Origin of the sequence: Mesorhizobium sp. C416B, assembly GCF_030323165.1 — a bacterium.
Lineage (GTDB): Bacteria > Pseudomonadota > Alphaproteobacteria > Rhizobiales > Rhizobiaceae > Mesorhizobium.
In genome coordinates this window covers 2,768,609-2,784,754 of sequence record NZ_CP100471.1, presented here as the reverse complement: position 1 = coordinate 2,784,754, position 16,146 = coordinate 2,768,609, and the positions used below count along the sequence as shown (strand labels likewise).

Sequence of the window (16,146 nt, the reverse complement as noted above, 5' to 3'; positions counted from 1 at the left end):
GCGAAATGCTCGACGTCGACAGTTACCAGCGGCCGTAGGTTGATGGTCACCGTGTTTGGCGCTCAGAACTTCCTGCGTGCTAGTCAATGGCGAGCATCGGAAGCGATTTTGCAGGTTTTGCGCTGACGGGATTCTGGCTCGGCCCGCCGGTCGGGTTCGTCAAAAGGTGCTAATATAGCGTTGTATGTCCGATCGGCGGTAGTAGCCGCTTACTGATCGCCGGACGGTCATCCCTGAACCTTGTTGCACCGCACCTGGAGTGCTTAGGGAATGATATTATTTGACAAATGGAAAAATCACGTAGGAGCCAAAGTAAAATTTTATTATATCTGACTCCTGAGAATTACCAAGTACTGATCCAAGAACGAATCTTTCGCGGGCCGTTAAGTTGTTTTTCAACTCTAGTGCGTCACTATGGGGTCCGTAGGTCCCAAAAAATGTCCCATCCTTTGCAGGGCAAAAAGGAGGCGTACTATGGCAAGAATTTTTGAAATTCTTACGGGCAGTCTGACTGCCGGATCTGTTCTCGTAATTCTTTGCATGCCAGCGACTGCAGCTGGAATTAATGTCGGAGGCGTCGGCGGGGTATCCGTCGGCAGCGGAGGCGCCAGCGCTAATGTGGGCGGCAACAGCGGCGCTACGGCTAGCGTATCCCTAGGCGGTTCTGGGGCAAATGCCGCAGCCTCCGTCGGCGGCACTGGCGGAGCGACTGCTTCCATCGGCACCGGCGGCGCCAATGTCGGTGTCGTCACCGGGGTCGGTACCGACGTAAATGTCGGCGTTGGAACCAATCCAGCCGCCAACCCCAGCAACCCGACCGCTTCGAGCAACCCGAATCTGGCTAGCGTTGTCGGCGATATGTCGAACGCCCAGGTCACTCGGATGAAGAAGCGCTGCGTCGAAGTGCTTAGCAACGAAGATACCTATGATCGTGAGCTGCGCCGGCTCTGCTTGCTGATCTCGCGCCGCTAACCAGCGACCCCTTTCCGACCTGTCGGGGCTGTCGACATGACACTCTCCAGTTCCGGCAGTGGAAGCCCGCCCGCCGAAAGGTTGGCGGGCTTTTACAGTCAGCGTTTTTCCATCCGCAGCAGGCAGGATTTTTAGGCACTTTCGCGTATGTAAACGTTGACACTTAAGGCGCTTTCGCCTCGTAGGCAAGTTGTGTAACGCCTTGTTCTTGAACAAAAAATGTGAGAACGCCTAGTTGCTTAAGCGAAAAGCGCCTTACCGAGCGGATATCAAAAATAAACATTGTAGCGATCTTGCAACCGCCCGAGGCCGCTTTTACGCGTTCGGAGCAAGTCTAAGGCCGATAAGTCATCGTTTTGCTTATGTTTCTTCACGTCACGGTGGCGGTAGGTGTAGCCGGGAATGTCCTGCAAATGGAACGTATTGCCGGGAGGCGAGTAGCGGTAGATAAATCCGAATTGGTCGGTGATCCCGTTGACGCTCGAATAAGTGATCTCGCCATACAGATACATATGGAAGGGAACCCGCCCCTATGTGAGTATCGGACAGGAAAAGCTCATTCAGCACATTGTTTGTGATAGGGCCGCCGCGATCAAAAGCTGCAGGGCTAAGAGCATCGTCTGCCCCGAGCACCCGTTCAACGTCATTGATTTCTCCGGGATGGTAATGCGGAGTTGGCGGCAAGTTGCAAAGCCGGAGGCTCGCCCGAATCTCGTTTATGATGGCAGGAGTGCGTCCGAAATTCTTGATCGAGTATGCCGCTTCCGGAATTGGTCTTTTGTTGTCGGGCTTGTCAGCCCAATCGTGCGTCACCCCCACCAACGGTTTGGTGGCGGTGACGAACAAATACGGGCGCTCGATATCGAGCAAAGCCTTTTCGGCAATGTCGGCGCTGCGCTGGGTGTGCCTAGCAGCCTCTTTGGCGTAGTAAGCAGCGGCCATAGCAGCGGCGAGCGTGAAAGCACCCACGATAGCGCCAATGGTGGTCCAGTTCGCCGACTGTTGGGCAGCGTCGGCAGCGTTCCACTGGGCACACAGATCGGAACTGCGATCATCGTGACCTGCTTGGCATGGGTTAGTGTAACTTGGGGGTTCATTTGCCTGTTGGACTGGCGGAGGGCTTGCCGCAACAGGGTTGCCTATGGTCTCTTGATGCTGTTCGGAATGTTGGGGCTGAGTGCTCTTGCGCTCGTCTGGCGGTAAAGCCGCCCCGAGTAAAACTACTCCGAAAGCCGCAATGAGGATGCCCCGATAGCGTCTAAGCATTGCAGTAAGAACGCAGCGCTAAAGCCCCCGGGCTTATTTTGTTGTTCAAAATACGCTCGGTTTCGTGAATGTCCATAGTCGCCAATTTTTCGGCGAGTTGGGCATAGGTAACGCCCTTCCGCTTCAACTCTGACTTCAAAAGGTTCTTGGCTTTCGTCTCGTATTCGACGGTCTGCGGGTCGTCCTTGCCTGCCATAGCCTCGCCTCAAAAAATATCATCACAGTCGGTGGTACAGGCCCCTGTATTTGGCGATACAAGCCCCGCATATAACCGGATATGATGACAATAGCCCAACACTTCCTCCTTTCCGCCGAAAGCCGCTCCCTTTCTCTGAAAGAGATTTACAAGGGTGGCGAGGAAAAGGCTTACGACGCGTTCAAGCGCCTTCGCTGCGCTTCGACTCAAGGCGAGCCTGTTTGCCGGAAATGCGGGTGCCTGGATCATTACGACATTCCGACCCGTCGCAAGTTCAAGTGCGCCGCTTGCGGGGGCGCAGTTCTCGGTTACGAGGGCACGATCTTCGCCTTGGCGCAAGCTGTCGTTTGTCGATCTGCTCGCCGCGATCTGCCTGTTTGTTAACGGCGCGAAGGGCATGTCGGCGGTCCAGTTCTCTCGCGATCTGGACGTGCAGTACAAGACCGCCTTTGTGCTGGCTCACAAGCTGCGCGAAGCCTGTCGGCTGAAACCAAGAACGAAACCCTTGAAGGCGAGGTCGAGATTGACGGCGCTTACTTTGGTGGCGTGGTGCGCGCCGAGGGCGCGCGCTTCTGCTACTGCGCGAACGCCTCTGGAGTCGATTTTTAGCAGCTCATTGGCGTGATCTTCAGTTCCTTCGCCACAAAGCCCGGCGGAGAAGAGTATGCTGCCTGGCCTATTCATTGGCCCAAGTCCGCTTGCCACGGCAGCTATCGTTGTCATTTTTACATCAGACGATCGTCTCGTGAGCAGTGGACCGCAAAGTTGCGAAGACGCAGTTGCCCTTTGCTTCTACTGTGCATAGAAGCCATTTGTGCGGGCAGAGGTAAAAAAATGGGTGCGGTGCTGTGGGAATAAAATTCGAAAAGCTAAATAAACTGCGGGAGTCTCTACTAGAGGCAAATCACGATTTCCGCGCCAGCACCCAATTGTTCAATAGCTTGGATGTCGCGAAAATTGATCGCGAAATGGATCTTGAAGGTCGTGGAACGCAGCGAGGCGAGGCTAACCAGCCCCCGAAAACGGCCAAGAATTTCGACGATATAGAGCACACAGTTATCGAGAGGGTCGAGGACGAAAAGAAGGCCGCACATCACACACTCGAAGACAGCCTACAGCTACTCTCCGGCCGATTGGCTGGCCTCGACTTTGAAGAGCAGTTTGGTCTGATCCGTCAGGCGAACGCCGCCAGTGTTTCCGATTTCAAGGCCTCGATCGCGGTGGGCCTGGACGAACTTCACGGATTGCGCAAATCGCTCAACGATGCGGAGAAAGAACACGACTGGTTCAAACAGAAGCACGGGCTTGTCCGGGCTGTGAGGGTTCAACACGGAGCGGCCCATGTTTTCCGAGTGTCCCTGCTAATCTTCCTGTTCCTCATTGAAACGGCGATGAACGGAAATTTCCTCGCAAAGGGAAATGAACAGGGATTCTTTGGCGGGCTCCTCGAAGCCGCCGCTTTCTCGTTTTTGAACATCGGCGCCGCTCTGCTGTTCGCAATATTCTGTGCACGCCTGGTGACTCACAGATCGCTTTTTGTGAAGTTGATCGGCGCGCTGTCGATAGTGGCCTATATCGGCTTGGCATTGACCATAAACCTAGCGCTTGCGCATTACCGCGAGGTTAGCGGGTCCTTTGTGGACGGAGCCGGCGTCGAGGTCGTGCGCAGCATGCTCGCCAATCCGGCTGGCCTTATGGACGTGAAATCCTGGCTTCTGTTCGGCATTGGTCTCATGTTTTCGATCTTTGCGTTTATCGACGGCTGGTTCGTTCTCGACCCATACCCGGGCTATGCGGGTGTCGAAAACAGATTGGTGGCTCGCCGGGAAGACTACATCGAGCGCAAGAGCGAGCTCATCGAGGCTCTGCAAGAGGTGCGCGATGAGCACAACGAGAAGGTGGAGGACATCGTCAAGCGGCTGGGGAGCAGACGCAGGGAGCATCGAGCGATCATCGACCATCGGTCGAGGCTGCTGACGCTCTTTGCGCAGCATCAAGACCAGCTGGAGCGAGCCTGCAACCAGCTTCTCTCAAAGTACAGGGAGGCCAATTTCCAGGCCCGCACAGAGCCAGCGCCAAAACATTTTGCCACACCCTACAAACTTGAGCGCATAAAACCCCTGATATCGTCCGACGATGAATGGAGCGAGAAGGACCTGGGCGCCTCAATTCGTGACGCGCAGGAAGAACTCAACGCTCAGGTGCGGCTCATCGGGCTGGAATGCGAGCGCGGGATCGAACAGTACCGAGATCTCGACAAGCTTCATCCGGATAGCGTGAATGGCTAGGCGGGGTCGCAGAAGAAAGAAAGGCAGTGGCGGCACAATTGTCGCAGCAGCCGGATTGGCCGTACTGTCGGCTGTGATGCTGGCCGGTTTTGTTTGGATGTGGTCGAGATCCGGGAAGGACCAAATCGACATCAGCACGAATTGCCCACTGAACGGACCTGTGAGCCTGACAGCGGTCTTGATCGACGCCACCGACCCGATTTCGCCGATAACCATGGCGGATCTGAAGAATGAATTCCGCAAGACCATTGGGCGCGTCGAGCCTGGCGGCTATCTCAAGATATTGACGCTGGGCGCGAGGCCCGGCGACCTGACTGTGATGTTTGATGGATGCAATCCGGGCGACGGCTCGACGGTCGACAGCTGGACGAACAATCCGTCTCGGCGGCAGAAGAAATGGGAAGATGCGTTCGAGGACCCTTTGACGAACCTTCCCGACCAGATTCCCAATGGAGAATCCGCGAGCCAATCTCCGATCATGGCCGGAATTCAGAAAATCAAACTGTCGCTATTCGATAGCAGTTTGGCGAAAGAGAAGACCGCTAAGCGAATAATAGTCGCGTCAGATATGATCGAACATACGGCGCTGTACTCACAATATCGTTCGGGTCTCGATTATCAGAAGTACCTTGATAGCGCGGCTGACAGGACTTACGGGACATCGCTCGATGGCGTCGGGTTTACGATACTCTACGTCGATAGGGCGAAGAAGCCATTTGGCTCTTTCGAACATGCAGAGTTCTGGACCCGGTGGGTTCAAAGCCATCATGGTGATTTTGAGAAGCTGGTAGGGTTGGAGGGGTTAAACTAATGGCCAAGAAGCGAGGGGAGTCGTTCTTAGGACATCCGAGCCTGCCCCTTTTCGTCTTTGCGACGCTAACCCTGGGTGGCTGCGTGTTCATCGCAATAGCCAAGCTGTCGGGCGTAGACCCTATAATGGCGGCGAGCGCACCGGTGTGCCTGATGCTCATCTATCTTGCCGCGTCCGTCTTCACCGGCAAGCTACGGCTCCACGATGAGCAAACAGGCGACAATCTCTACTACATGGGTTTCCTGTTTACGTTGACGAGTCTCGGCGTATCGCTGTTTCAGTTTGGTTCCGAAGGATCCACCGACACAATCGTGAGGAACTTTGGTATCGCGGTGACGTCGACGATCACGGGCATTGCTTTGCGGATCTTTTACAATCAGATGCGCCGCGATCCTGCCGACATCGAACGGACGGTCAGGCACGAACTCGCGGATATGACGCGGCGTGTAAGAGCCGAGATGGAAAGTGTAACCAGGGAATTCGCTGACTTTCGCCGCGTAAGCAATCAGATGTTGGAGGAGGGTTTTGCCGAAATCGCCGTTCAAGCGGAGCGGAACGGAGAGCACATAAGATCGGCCCTGGATAAAATCGCGATGGAATCGATCAGACCAGTTCAAGAGGCCTCGGGAAAGCTCAGCAATGCTTTGAGCCACAATTTTGGGCAGATCGAAAGTCAGTTCTCGTCGATCGCACAGCGCGTCGAGGCGGCAGCCGATCTGCTCGACAAAGCCAACAGCTCAATGTCCTCTTCAGTTGGCAGACTGGGTGAACAGGCCGAAAGCGTAGCCACCAAGTTGGAGAAGGTTGTCGTCCCTGATGAGGTCCTTAAGAACGATCTGGCGCCGATGGTGAAACTTCTTGGCAGCGCGGTCGCTCAGTATGCTGTCAAAACAGAGACGGCTTCGCAGGAACAGCAAGCCCGCATGGCGGGCCTCGTTGATGCTGTGGCTAAAGTGGCCGCAGGTGTGGAAAAGGCTGTGGCAGCCGCAGAGCAAACAGCGGAGAGCGTCCAAGCGCAACAACGCTTGACCCAGGCGCTTGCCGCAGTGGTGCAAAAGCAAAGCAAGGACACCGGAGACCTTGTCGCAACCTTGGCAGGAAGAACCCTTCACGCGCCGAGGCCTGTTCCCCCTCTCAACGCTCCTATCGCGATTGAACAGCCACTGGCAGATCTGGCCGCAAATGACACCGTCGAGAGCGCACCAATTCGGGTCGAGCCTGAGCCCCAACCAGACGCTTTCCAAACTCTGGGAAGCGAGCCTCCCGCCGAACGAACGGAACCGCCTAAGCGAACCAGTTGGTGGGGCAGGTGAGTGACGCTGGCGGGACTTCGGTCGCCTTCGAGCGCAAGGGTTTTGGCCGCGGTTTGATACTGGGCCTGACCATGGCCGAGACGATGCTGCTTTTGGTGTTCTGCCTGTTGCTAGCAGCCGGTGCTATCATCACGAAAAAGCAGAAAGAGACCGATGAGGCACTGCGAGCCACTCAATCAAACAAGGAAAACGTGCAGAGGCTCGAAGCCGAGAACAAGCGGCTTCTGGCTCAGATAAAAGCGGTGTTTCAGCCCACGAGGGGAGGAACCGTTCCCGACGAACAATGGCGCGAGCTGGTCCTGGCCAAGGATGCTGTTAAGTCGGTCAAGGAAGCAGGTATTTCTCTGGAGGAGGTCGTGCGAAATGCCCCTGTCGCGAAAGTCCTTGCGGACAACGACATAAGCATTGATCAGACCAAGGCCATGATAGATGCGGCGAAGGTTTTGAGAGAATTCGGTTACGCCGGCACCGACAAAGGGCTGCAGGATCTGGCTGATGTGCTCAAGGAGGCTGCAGAGCCGACGCAAGCAGCAAAACCTCACGATTGGCCGCCGATCATCAGTCTCAGCGAACTGGATGGCTATAATTTCGATACCGGAAGCGCAGAGCTTTCGAATGCCTTCAAAACAAAGTTGCGCGATCTTGCGAAGACCATCGCCGGGACTGCGACCTCGTACGGTGTCGACGTGATTGAGGTAATTGGACACACGGACGAACAGGCAATGGCGGGCGAATCCTCCAACATGGACAAGGGGCTCCAACCGGTCCTGTCAGGGAAAGTGGAAATCGGCTCACTCCATCCCGCCGACAATGCCGGTCTTGGGCTGGCCCGCGCGATTTCAGTTACAAGTGTGCTCAGTGACATGCCCGCATTAAAGGGGTTTACGATTTTGCCGATGTCTGGTGGTCAGCTCATCCTGCCCGGCGATCATCTCACCGACGGAGCGCAGATTGGCGATGTACGGGCTCGAAGGCGCATCGAGATTAGGGTGAGGCAGCGATCAAAATTGGCGCCGGTTGGTGGCGCCAAGCCATGAATGGGGACGAGAGACTGGCGCCTTAGTCGGTACGGCAGTTGAGTTGGGGGGATTGGGCTATGGGGTTTTACGTTCGAAAATCGATCAGTGCGGGACCATTCCGCTTTAACTTTTCGTCCGGTGGGGTTGGGGCTTCCGTTGGCGTGAAGGGCCTCCGCATCGGCACTGGGCCAAGAGGTCACTACATCCACGCCGGCGTGGGTGGGCTCTACTATCGTGGCACTTTAGGCAAGGCCAGCGCGAAGAAGGTAGTTCAGCTCTCTCAGACCCCATCTGCGCCGCAACCCCGTCCACAATCCTCGCGCCCGGAATACGTCTCTGACGGCGTCGTGATGAGAGAAATCGAGTCCCGCGATGTGGTGGAAATGCGTGACGAGACATTCGCCAATGTGCTCGATGAAATCAATGCCAGGCAATCGCAGACGCGGCTGTCCGTAGCACTCGCGGTTTTGTTCGGGATTGCAGGTTTCCTTGTGGGGACCAAGCTCGGAGGTGCCGCACCGGTGCTGGGCATCTGTGCCTTTGTGCCGGGTATGCTCATTGGCAAATGGTTTGACAGTTACCGCCGGGTGAGCGTGCTCTATTACGATCTGGAAAAAGACGCGGAGGCCGCCTACGGGCGACTTGTCGGCGCGTTCGAAACTCTCACCGGCTGCGCAGGGAGATGGCATGTCGCTGCCGGCGGCAAGATAGAGAATCTGACTGCTTGGAAGCGAAATGCCGGGGCCAGCATGCTGGTCGACAAAAAGCCCACGACACTTACAAGCTCCTTGCCGAAGGTTGTACGCAGCAACGTTACTCCTCCTTCAATCCATGTGGGTCGGCAGGTGCTCTTCTTCATGCCTGACCTAGTGCTGGTGAAGGACGGAAACCGATACGGCGCAGTCGGATATGCCGATCTGCAGACCCAATTCGCCCCGAGTAATTTTATCGAGACCGGCAAAGTTCCATCTGATGCGGAGATCGTGAGCTACACCTGGGCTCACCCAAACAAAAACGGCGGGCCTGACAAGCGCTTCAAAGACAATCGGCAGATCCCTGTATGCCGCTACGAAGCGTTGCGGTTTTCTAGCCCGTCCGGACTTAACGAGTTGGTGGAATTTTCCAAGACAAACGTCAGCCAGCCCTTTTGCCAGGCTCTATCGGCACTCGCGCAATTGCATCGAAGCTCCGACCGCCAATTCATAACGCTACGCACACTAGGGAGTGATGGTTGGGGATGGGCTCAAAGCGTGAGCCCAGGTCAGCAAACGCCTTCGCACGGAATCCCGTCGCTATCTCGATCCAACTTGCTCCCCCATGAGCAGTTGGCGAGATACCAACGTGCTTCTTCGCAAGATGAAATCTGCGTGCACAAGCGGCGAGGTTGGCATGAGTAGCTCTGTGCTACTTGGCGACGGCTGACAAGCCCAAGGGGGCTTTTGGTTGGGCTCGCAGATTCGGCATGTTGTTCGCGCCAATCCCAAGGGTTGTCAAACGTCCCAATCCAGATTCCAACCTTTGCGGTTTCAGCATAAGTTTGCTGTTGCGCATAGGCGCCGTGGCTATAGCGGGGCCAGTCCAAGGCTTGGCCATGTTCGACCATCCAGGACGCGACGCTGACACCGTCCGCGCGCCGACAATCACCGACGAAGCGACGGTACCGATCCCATGAAACAAATGTGCATTGGACAGGCTGCGAAGCCGCAAGGAAATTTGCCAATGCTTCGGCCGCCCGGCGCCCGCAGGGGTATTGATGTGCGCTAGCGTCATTGCAGTATTGGCGGCTTTCGGGTGCATCGATGCCGTTGAACCGGACGCGCTGCCCGTGGATCTCTATCGTGTCTCCATCAATCACCGATGCTATGCCTACTATCGGCGCCCGTCTCAACCCGGCCGAGTTTGCTATATCGAGACCACGTAACTGGTCACCCGAGCCTGTAAAATAGTGGGTCGCGTAAGCAGCCAAGGCCACCACGATCACCAGGATCAGAGGCAAGCGCACATCTGGAGAGAAACGTCTGCGGACGATTGGTTCAGCGCCGCGCCTTGGTCGCGCGCGGCGACGATGAGAATAGCGATTGTTATTCAATTTCCGATCCTTTGCGAAACGCAAGCTGCATGATTTGTAACGTGCCTCTGCACCATTCATAGGCGCCTTTTTCGCTGGCGCTGGTTTGCCTTGTAGTTCGGCGCTTTGAACATCATGGTGCCTTCGCAGATCAGCCCGAAGTCACGACTTTGTAGTTACCTTTTCCGTAAACACGACCATCTTTCCGCGCTGGAGCCTACAAGTTTTCTCGGAATGAAATTAGGAGGCCGATTCAAAAAGAAGTCGGCTTGTGCGCCAGTTGGTCGTGGCCGGCGAGGCGGATGCCAGAGCTGCCAACACCTCGTCCACACGTATGATGGCATTTTGTCCGAAAGGGAACCTCGAGATCAAGGTGGGGATGCGAAGTGTTCGGAACATTAAACAAACATCCGCAATTTTTCCACCAAGCCGCAGTGCTCACAATACTAAACGATTGAAGTGTTGGTGGTTGCCATTCGAGGTTGAAAAACCAGCATTTTATGTTGCGGACAGCCCTTGTCTAGGCTCTATGTGTCCAGCCTATCAGGGGGGTGTGAGTGTCGGAAGTTGAAAAATCGGTCTTTCAAAGCGATCTGCCTTTAAAGGAAAAGCTCGAGCGAGCCAGGATGGAATTGCTCGACCTTTCTGCTCGCAACCGACTTTTGAATGTGCCACGGTTTTCAAAGAGCGCGAAGACGATCGATATTGTCGACGAGAGGTCGTCTGAGATCTATCGATTGCTGGTGAGCGAAGGAAAGGCTTTTACCTTCCTGGCCGGCAAGCCGGATCGGCCGAAGGCAGGCCAGGTTGAAAGCAGCCCTCCAGACGAGGAAATCGACTATTCCCCCGTTGCTCTTGCTCAGCCTGAGGACGAAGGATTCGACGATAGAGGGGTATCTGCGCGACATTCTGACACCAAGCTTCAGACGAGGATGACCCCAACGGGGCTGCAGCGCCGGCTCCTTGATCTCTACCACGATGCCCGCACACTTGAGGAAGAGCAGGGCGTCAATATCCTCTTTCTGGCCCTTGGCATGCTGAAGTGGATTGACCCGAGCAACAAAGAAAACATCCGCCAGGCTCCTCTCATTTTGGTCCCGGTACGGCTGGAGCGAGGGGCCGCTGGAGAAAAGTTTCGGCTGCGAGCTCGTACGGAAGATCTTACCGCAAACCTCTCCTTGGAACTCTATCTCGACCGCATTCACAAGCTCGCCCTGCCGCGTTTTGAAGTAGGAGACGACTTCGACGTCTCGGCCTATCTCGATGCCGTTGCCGAAGCAGTGTCGACCAAAGAGGATTGGCAGGTGCTTGCCGATGATATGGTGCTCGGCTTCTTCTCGTTCGCTAAGTTCTTGATGTACCGTGACCTGGATCCGGATCTCTGGCCGGATGGCGCAAAGATTATCGAACAACCGAAGATCCGCTCGCTTCTTTCAGATGGTTTCGAAACACGCGAACCGCTGATGTCGGACGACATTGCGATTGATCCGCATATCGCGCCTGCCGAAATGTTGCATATCGTCGACAGTGACAGTTCTCAGACGCTGGCGATCCATGATGCAAGAAAGGGTCGCGACCTCGTTATCCAAGGTCCTCCCGGGACAGGAAAATCGCAGACGATCGCAAACATTATCGGGTCGGCCGTTGCCGATGGAAAGACCGTGCTGTTCGTTGCGGAAAAAATGGCCGCACTTGAGGTCGTGAAGCGACGGCTTGACACTGCGGGGGTGGGGGACGCCTGCCTTGAGCTCCATAGCAACAAGGCAAACAAGCGCATGATGCTGGAGGAGTTGCGGCGCACCTGGCAACTCGGATCGCCTCGCGGACAGCTTGCTTCTTCCCTTACTGAACGCCTGCTGGAGGCTAGGGACAAACTCAATGCACATGCTACAAGGATGCATGTTCCATTTGGAACGTCCGAACTCACTCCATACCAAGTTCTTGGCCAGCTAACCCGACTAAGGCAGAACGGGCAAAAGCCAGTTGACATTGAACTTGAGGATGCCACCGCTTGGACGAATGACGGTGTCTCGCAACGTCGCAAACTTCTCGATGACGTGTCTCAGCGGATCAACGAGATCGGCTTGCCGATCCACCACCCATGGCGGGGAGTTGGCCTGGATGTCGTTCTACCAACGACCATTGAGAGGCTCGTCCCACGCATTGCGTCGTCGCTGGATCAAGCAAAGGCTCTGCACGCCAAACTGGCCGATATTGCTGAGCGGATCGAGGCGAAGCCTCCGCAAATCCTCAGCGACAGCGGCGAGGTAGAAGATCGCGCTGAGCTTCTCGCGTCCGCACCTGGACTTCCTGCCGAGGCGCTAGTCTCGCCGGTTTGGGATGAGCGTCCAAAGGACATTGCATCGCTTCTCTGGACAGGAACAGATTTCAACCGCAAATCCGAGGAACTGTCGGAGCAGTTGGTGGCGACGGCTATCGACACGCCACTTGAAGGTCTCGAGACAGAGCTTGCTAAGCTTCCTTCAGACTTTCCGAAAGATGGTTTCGTTCGTGCGCGCCAGCTAACCGTGTTGCTCCCACGCTTAAGAGAAGAAGCTGAGCGGCTAAATCAAGAACTGGGGTCTACGGTTTTACCGGACACGCTTGCAGGACTCCTCAGGTTAGTGATGACCGGCGAGAGAGTTGCGGCAGCCCCCGATGCGAGCCCTGAGGCATTCGCAGCCACAGTTTGGGACTCCGGGCTGGAACAGGCTGGTGACCTTGCCGACAGCGTAGCAACGCTAGAGACTGCTAGAGCCGAGCTTCAGGGCAAAGTTGTTGATGCCGCGTGGAGTACCAACGTGGCCGCGGCGCGGCAAGCGCTCGCCGAGCACACGGGAATATTGAAAGCATTGAATGGCGACTACCGTCGTGCCACTGCACTTGTGCGGACTATTTTGGTGGCCCCTAGCGCGCCTGCGGCGGAGATAGTGGGTCTCCTCGACATTCTAATGAAGGGCCAAGCGGCCGCAGCAAAAGTGTGCGAAGGCGACGCCTTTGGCGCTTCCGCCTTCGGAGCCGATTGGCGCGGTGAGAGATCGTCTTCGGCACCACTCCAGGCCTTAGTGGAGTGGATGCGCACGCTGAGGGGACTTGGCTCGGAACCGCGAATGATAGCCGGGCGGATGGCGGAGCGCTCTGAAGCGGGCGCGCGTGCGGTCCGAGTTCGTAAGGTGATCGACATCGGTCAGCCGATTATCGAGGGGTTTTGGAACGATTTAGGCCACCTTGCGTCGTCCATGCAAGGTGACGTGGCTTCCGCCGAGCGGGCCTCGCTGCAAATGATGGAAGCGAAGGCAAGCACTGTAGCTCAAGCCGATGACGCGTCACGACAGGTTCTGACTGACGTTCCAGATCTGATCAGTGAGCGGGTGGAGATACTGCGCCGACTAGGCAGACTACAAGCGCTTGATCAAGAGATCGAGGATGGGGAAAGCCTTGGCAAGTTCGCATTCGGCTCGTCGTGGCTCGGTCGAGGATCCGATTGGGCCGCTCTCGCGCAAGCCGAACTTTGGCTGAGAGAAAATGGCTCAATCCGGCATTTGGCTGCGCGGTTGCCTGAAAGAAAAGAGATCGCAAACTTGGCGCGTTCAGCGCGTGAAGCGGCCCAAGCGGCAGCGCGGGAATTGAAGGCGCTTGCAGGGGATTTGAAGGCCGATGCTCCCTCCTTGTTTGGAGTAGACGATTTTCCAGACGTCGCGATAGTCGAGGTTGTTTCTCGGCTGGAGGGGTGGCTCGATCATCAGGAACAGCTCTCGAAATGGGTTGCCTATGGAGAGCGATCCGAAACAGCCCGAAAGGCTGGACTGGGACAGCTGATAGACGGCCTGGCCGACGGCCAGATTACAACAGGATCGGCGCGATCAGTCTTCGATATGGCCTACTACGAACGAATGTTTCTAGCGATGGCGACCGATGAGCCGGAGCTGGCAAGGTTCGACGGGGAATTGCATTCCAGGGCTGTACGTGACTTCGCGGATCTGGACCGACAGAGGATCAAGGCCGGTGCCATCGAAGTTGTGACGGCTCATCACCGAAAAATTCCTTCAAGAGACGGCGGAGCTGGACCAGTCGGACTGCTTCGTTCTGAGATGGCGCGCAGACGGGGCCACATGCCTATCCGGCAGTTGATGCAGAAGGCAGGGCCTGCCATCCAGGCACTCAAGCCAGTGTTCATGATGAGCCCGCTTTCGGTGGCCCAATTCCTGTCGCCCGGCAGGATGTCCTTCGATCTTCTTGTGATGGACGAGGCGTCTCAGATACAGCCTGTGGACGCGCTCGGCTCGATCGCCAGGGCCAATCAGGTGGTCGTTGTTGGCGACGAACGCCAACTGCCACCCACGACATTCTTCGCCAAGGTGACAGGCTCGCAGTCTGAAGATGACGAGGGTGAGGGCGCGCAGGTCGCCGACATCGAAAGCATCCTCGGCCTGTTCACGGCCCGCGGCTTGCCGCAGCGTATGCTCCGCTGGCACTACCGTAGCCGTCACCAATCTCTGATCGCCGTATCGAACAGCCAGTTCTACGAGAGCCGGCTTTTCATCGTGCCAAGCCCCTATACCCAAGAGGCAGGCATGGGGTTGCGGTTTCATCATGTGCCAGAGGGGGTCTTCGATTCCGGTGGCACAGGAACCAATCCGGTAGAGGCGAGAGCAGTAGCCGAAGCGATCATCCGTCATGCGAAGGTGAACCCGCGAGAGACTCTAGGCGTTGCAACATTTTCGGTTAGCCAACGCCGCGCGATCCAGGATGAACTCGAAGGGCTGCGGCGACTAAATCCCGATACGGAGGAGTTCTTTCACGCGCACCCCAGCGAGCCATTCTTTGTCAAGAGCCTTGAAAATGTTCAAGGCGATGAGCGCGACGTGATCATGATCTCAGTGGGGTATGCCAAGAATGCGCAGGGGTACATGGCCATGCGTTTCGGCCCTCTTGGTGCGGAAGGCGGCGAGCGTCGGCTCAACGTCCTCATAAGCCGCGCCAAGCGCAGCTGCGAAGTATTCGCGTCCATCACAGACGAGGACATCGACCTGGAGCGTGGCAAAGGGAAAGGCATCTTCGCCTTCAAGCTCTTCTTGCACTACGCGAGAACAGGGCGAATTTCGCTTGCCCAGGCCACGGTTCGCGAAATGGATTCAATCTTTGAAGAGCAGGTAGCCAACGCGCTGATCGGAAAGGGTTACCAGGTTCATGCTCAGGTTGGCATTGCAGGCTTCTTCATCGATCTCGCGGTTGCTGATCCGGAGAGGCCAGGCCGCTATATTCTTGGCATCGAATGTGATGGCGCAGAATATCATTCATCGCGCTCGGCCCGAGATCGAGACCGGCTACGGCAGTCTGTTCTGGAAGACCATGGTTGGATAATCCATCGCATCTGGAACGCTGACTGGTTTCAGAGGCCACGCGAGCAGCTGGAGCGAACCATATTAGCGATTGAGGCTGCGAGAAAAGAGCTCGATGAGCGGGCCGAATTGGGGGTCCAGAGAAATCGTGCTGTAGCCGTGCAGGTTGTTACGGTCGACAGAGGCAACGTGACGGAAATCGGTCTCGAAAGCACAAAGGGATCCGAGATACCCAATCGAGCCTACGAAGAGGCCGAACTAAACCGACCGGGATCGTTCGAACTCCACGAGACGCCCAGCGGAATCATGGCCGGACTGGTCGAGCAGGTGGTGGCTATAGAAACACCAATCCATGTCGACGAAATAGTTTCGCGTATTCGGGGCGCGTGGGGTCTGCAGCGGGCCGGTGGCAGGATTCAGGATGCAATCGAGCGAGGGGTAGGCCTAGCGCAGAGAGGTGGTGCAGTAGCCCGTCGAGGCAGCTTCTGCTTCAAGCCAGGTGCTCCTGTTCGTCTCAGGGATCGCAGCGGCGTCGTGTCCGCTGGATTGCGCAAGCCCGAAATGATTGCGCAGGACGAAGTCGCCCAAGGCGCCATGGAAGTCGTGAAATCCAACCTCGGTGCGACGGAGGAAGAAATCGCAATAACCGTTGCGAGAATGCTGGGCTTCAAAGCCACAAGTGCACAATTGCGGCAGTTGATTTCAGCTGGGGTCGCCGATTTGATTGCCAAGGGCTTGCTGCGGCCCCAAGACGGTTTGTTGGTGGCCGGCGAGTCCGCGAGCGAGGCATTAGCTGAAGTGTGACCGGGCATTGTAGAGCCCTCGTTGCAATCTCTGTTGAAGCTCGGAACACCTCTTTTGCTGGCGGAGG

The 16,146-nt window shown here is 56.4% G+C and carries 10 protein-coding genes and 2 pseudogenes; 9 read left to right on the top strand and 3 right to left on the bottom strand.

Annotation, left to right across the window (positions count from 1 at the left end):
- Positions 1–474: 474 nt before the first annotated feature.
- Positions 475–972, top strand: a complete 498-nt coding sequence (locus NLY43_RS13615) for a hypothetical protein (RefSeq protein ID WP_023715661.1) — start codon at positions 475–477, stop codon at positions 970–972.
- Between the two features lie 269 nt (positions 973–1,241).
- Here NLY43_RS13615 and NLY43_RS13610 read toward each other — a convergent pair whose 3' ends face one another.
- Positions 1,242–1,484, bottom strand: a complete 243-nt coding sequence (locus tag NLY43_RS13610; RefSeq protein ID WP_023702834.1) for a hypothetical protein — start codon at positions 1,482–1,484, stop codon at positions 1,242–1,244.
- 22 nt (positions 1,485–1,506) lie between these two features.
- On the opposite strand from NLY43_RS13610, the gene NLY43_RS13605 reads away from it, so the two are divergent.
- Positions 1,507–2,175 (top strand): hypothetical protein, encoded by a 669-nt coding sequence (locus tag NLY43_RS13605; RefSeq protein WP_023702833.1) that lies wholly within the window; start codon positions 1,507–1,509, stop codon positions 2,173–2,175.
- 55 nt (positions 2,176–2,230) lie between these two features.
- Here the strand turns inward: NLY43_RS13605 and NLY43_RS13600 are convergent, their stop codons facing one another.
- On the bottom strand, positions 2,231–2,434 hold the full coding sequence (locus tag NLY43_RS13600) for a DUF6471 domain-containing protein (protein WP_023698275.1): 204 nt from the start codon (positions 2,432–2,434) through the stop codon (positions 2,231–2,233).
- Between the two features lie 90 nt (positions 2,435–2,524).
- Here NLY43_RS13600 and NLY43_RS13595 point away from each other — a divergent pair.
- The 6 genes and pseudogenes from NLY43_RS13595 to NLY43_RS32565 form a co-directional block, all read left to right on the top strand.
- A pseudogene (locus NLY43_RS13595) lies at positions 2,525–3,004 on the top strand (transposase); the annotation flags it as partial.
- A gap of 284 nt (positions 3,005–3,288) precedes the next feature.
- Positions 3,289–4,722 carry a hypothetical protein gene (locus tag NLY43_RS13590; RefSeq protein ID WP_023706372.1) on the top strand — a complete coding sequence of 478 codons (1,434 nt, stop codon included), beginning with the start codon at positions 3,289–3,291 and terminating at the stop codon, positions 4,720–4,722.
- Between the two features lie 55 nt (positions 4,723–4,777).
- Positions 4,778–5,533, top strand: a complete 756-nt coding sequence (locus NLY43_RS13585) for a hypothetical protein (protein ID WP_023709441.1) — start codon at positions 4,778–4,780, stop codon at positions 5,531–5,533.
- Entirely contained in the window at positions 5,533–6,846 is a 1,314-nt protein-coding gene (locus NLY43_RS13580; protein ID WP_023712786.1) for a hypothetical protein, read from the top strand. The genes NLY43_RS13585 and NLY43_RS13580 overlap by 1 nt, the downstream gene beginning before the upstream one ends.
- Positions 6,843–7,883, top strand: a complete 1,041-nt coding sequence (locus tag NLY43_RS13575; protein WP_031198374.1) for an OmpA family protein — start codon at positions 6,843–6,845, stop codon at positions 7,881–7,883. The genes NLY43_RS13580 and NLY43_RS13575 overlap by 4 nt, the downstream gene beginning before the upstream one ends.
- 59 nt (positions 7,884–7,942) lie before the next feature.
- Positions 7,943–8,089, top strand: a pseudogene (locus tag NLY43_RS32565) (DUF4236 domain-containing protein); the annotation flags it as partial.
- Between the two features lie 1,037 nt (positions 8,090–9,126).
- On the opposite strand, the gene NLY43_RS13565 reads toward NLY43_RS32565, so the two are convergent.
- Positions 9,127–10,014 carry a thermonuclease family protein gene (locus NLY43_RS13565; protein ID WP_084561205.1) on the bottom strand — a complete coding sequence of 296 codons (888 nt, stop codon included), beginning with the start codon at positions 10,012–10,014 and terminating at the stop codon, positions 9,127–9,129.
- A 476-nt stretch (positions 10,015–10,490) separates the two neighbouring features.
- Here NLY43_RS13565 and NLY43_RS13560 point away from each other — a divergent pair, with 476 nt between their 5' ends.
- A complete protein-coding gene (locus tag NLY43_RS13560; protein ID WP_023702828.1) occupies positions 10,491–16,079 on the top strand; it encodes a DUF3320 domain-containing protein in 5,589 nt (1,862 codons plus the stop codon).
- Positions 16,080–16,146: the final 67 nt, after the last annotated feature.

What these genes read in the sequence shown, in the direction of transcription:
- NLY43_RS13615 (WP_023715661.1), top strand. Translation starts at nt 475, where the DNA reads ATGGCAAGAATTTTTGAAATTCTTACGGGCAGTCTGACTGCCGGATCT.
- NLY43_RS13610 (WP_023702834.1), bottom strand. Translation starts at nt 1,484, where the DNA reads ATGTATCTGTATGGCGAGATCACTTATTCGAGCGTCAACGGGATCACC.
- NLY43_RS13600 (WP_023698275.1), bottom strand. Translation starts at nt 2,434, where the DNA reads ATGGCAGGCAAGGACGACCCGCAGACCGTCGAATACGAGACGAAAGCC.
- NLY43_RS13580 (WP_023712786.1), top strand. Translation starts at nt 5,533, where the DNA reads ATGGCCAAGAAGCGAGGGGAGTCGTTCTTAGGACATCCGAGCCTGCCC.
- NLY43_RS13565 (WP_084561205.1), bottom strand. Translation starts at nt 10,014, where the DNA reads ATGAATGGTGCAGAGGCACGTTACAAATCATGCAGCTTGCGTTTCGCA.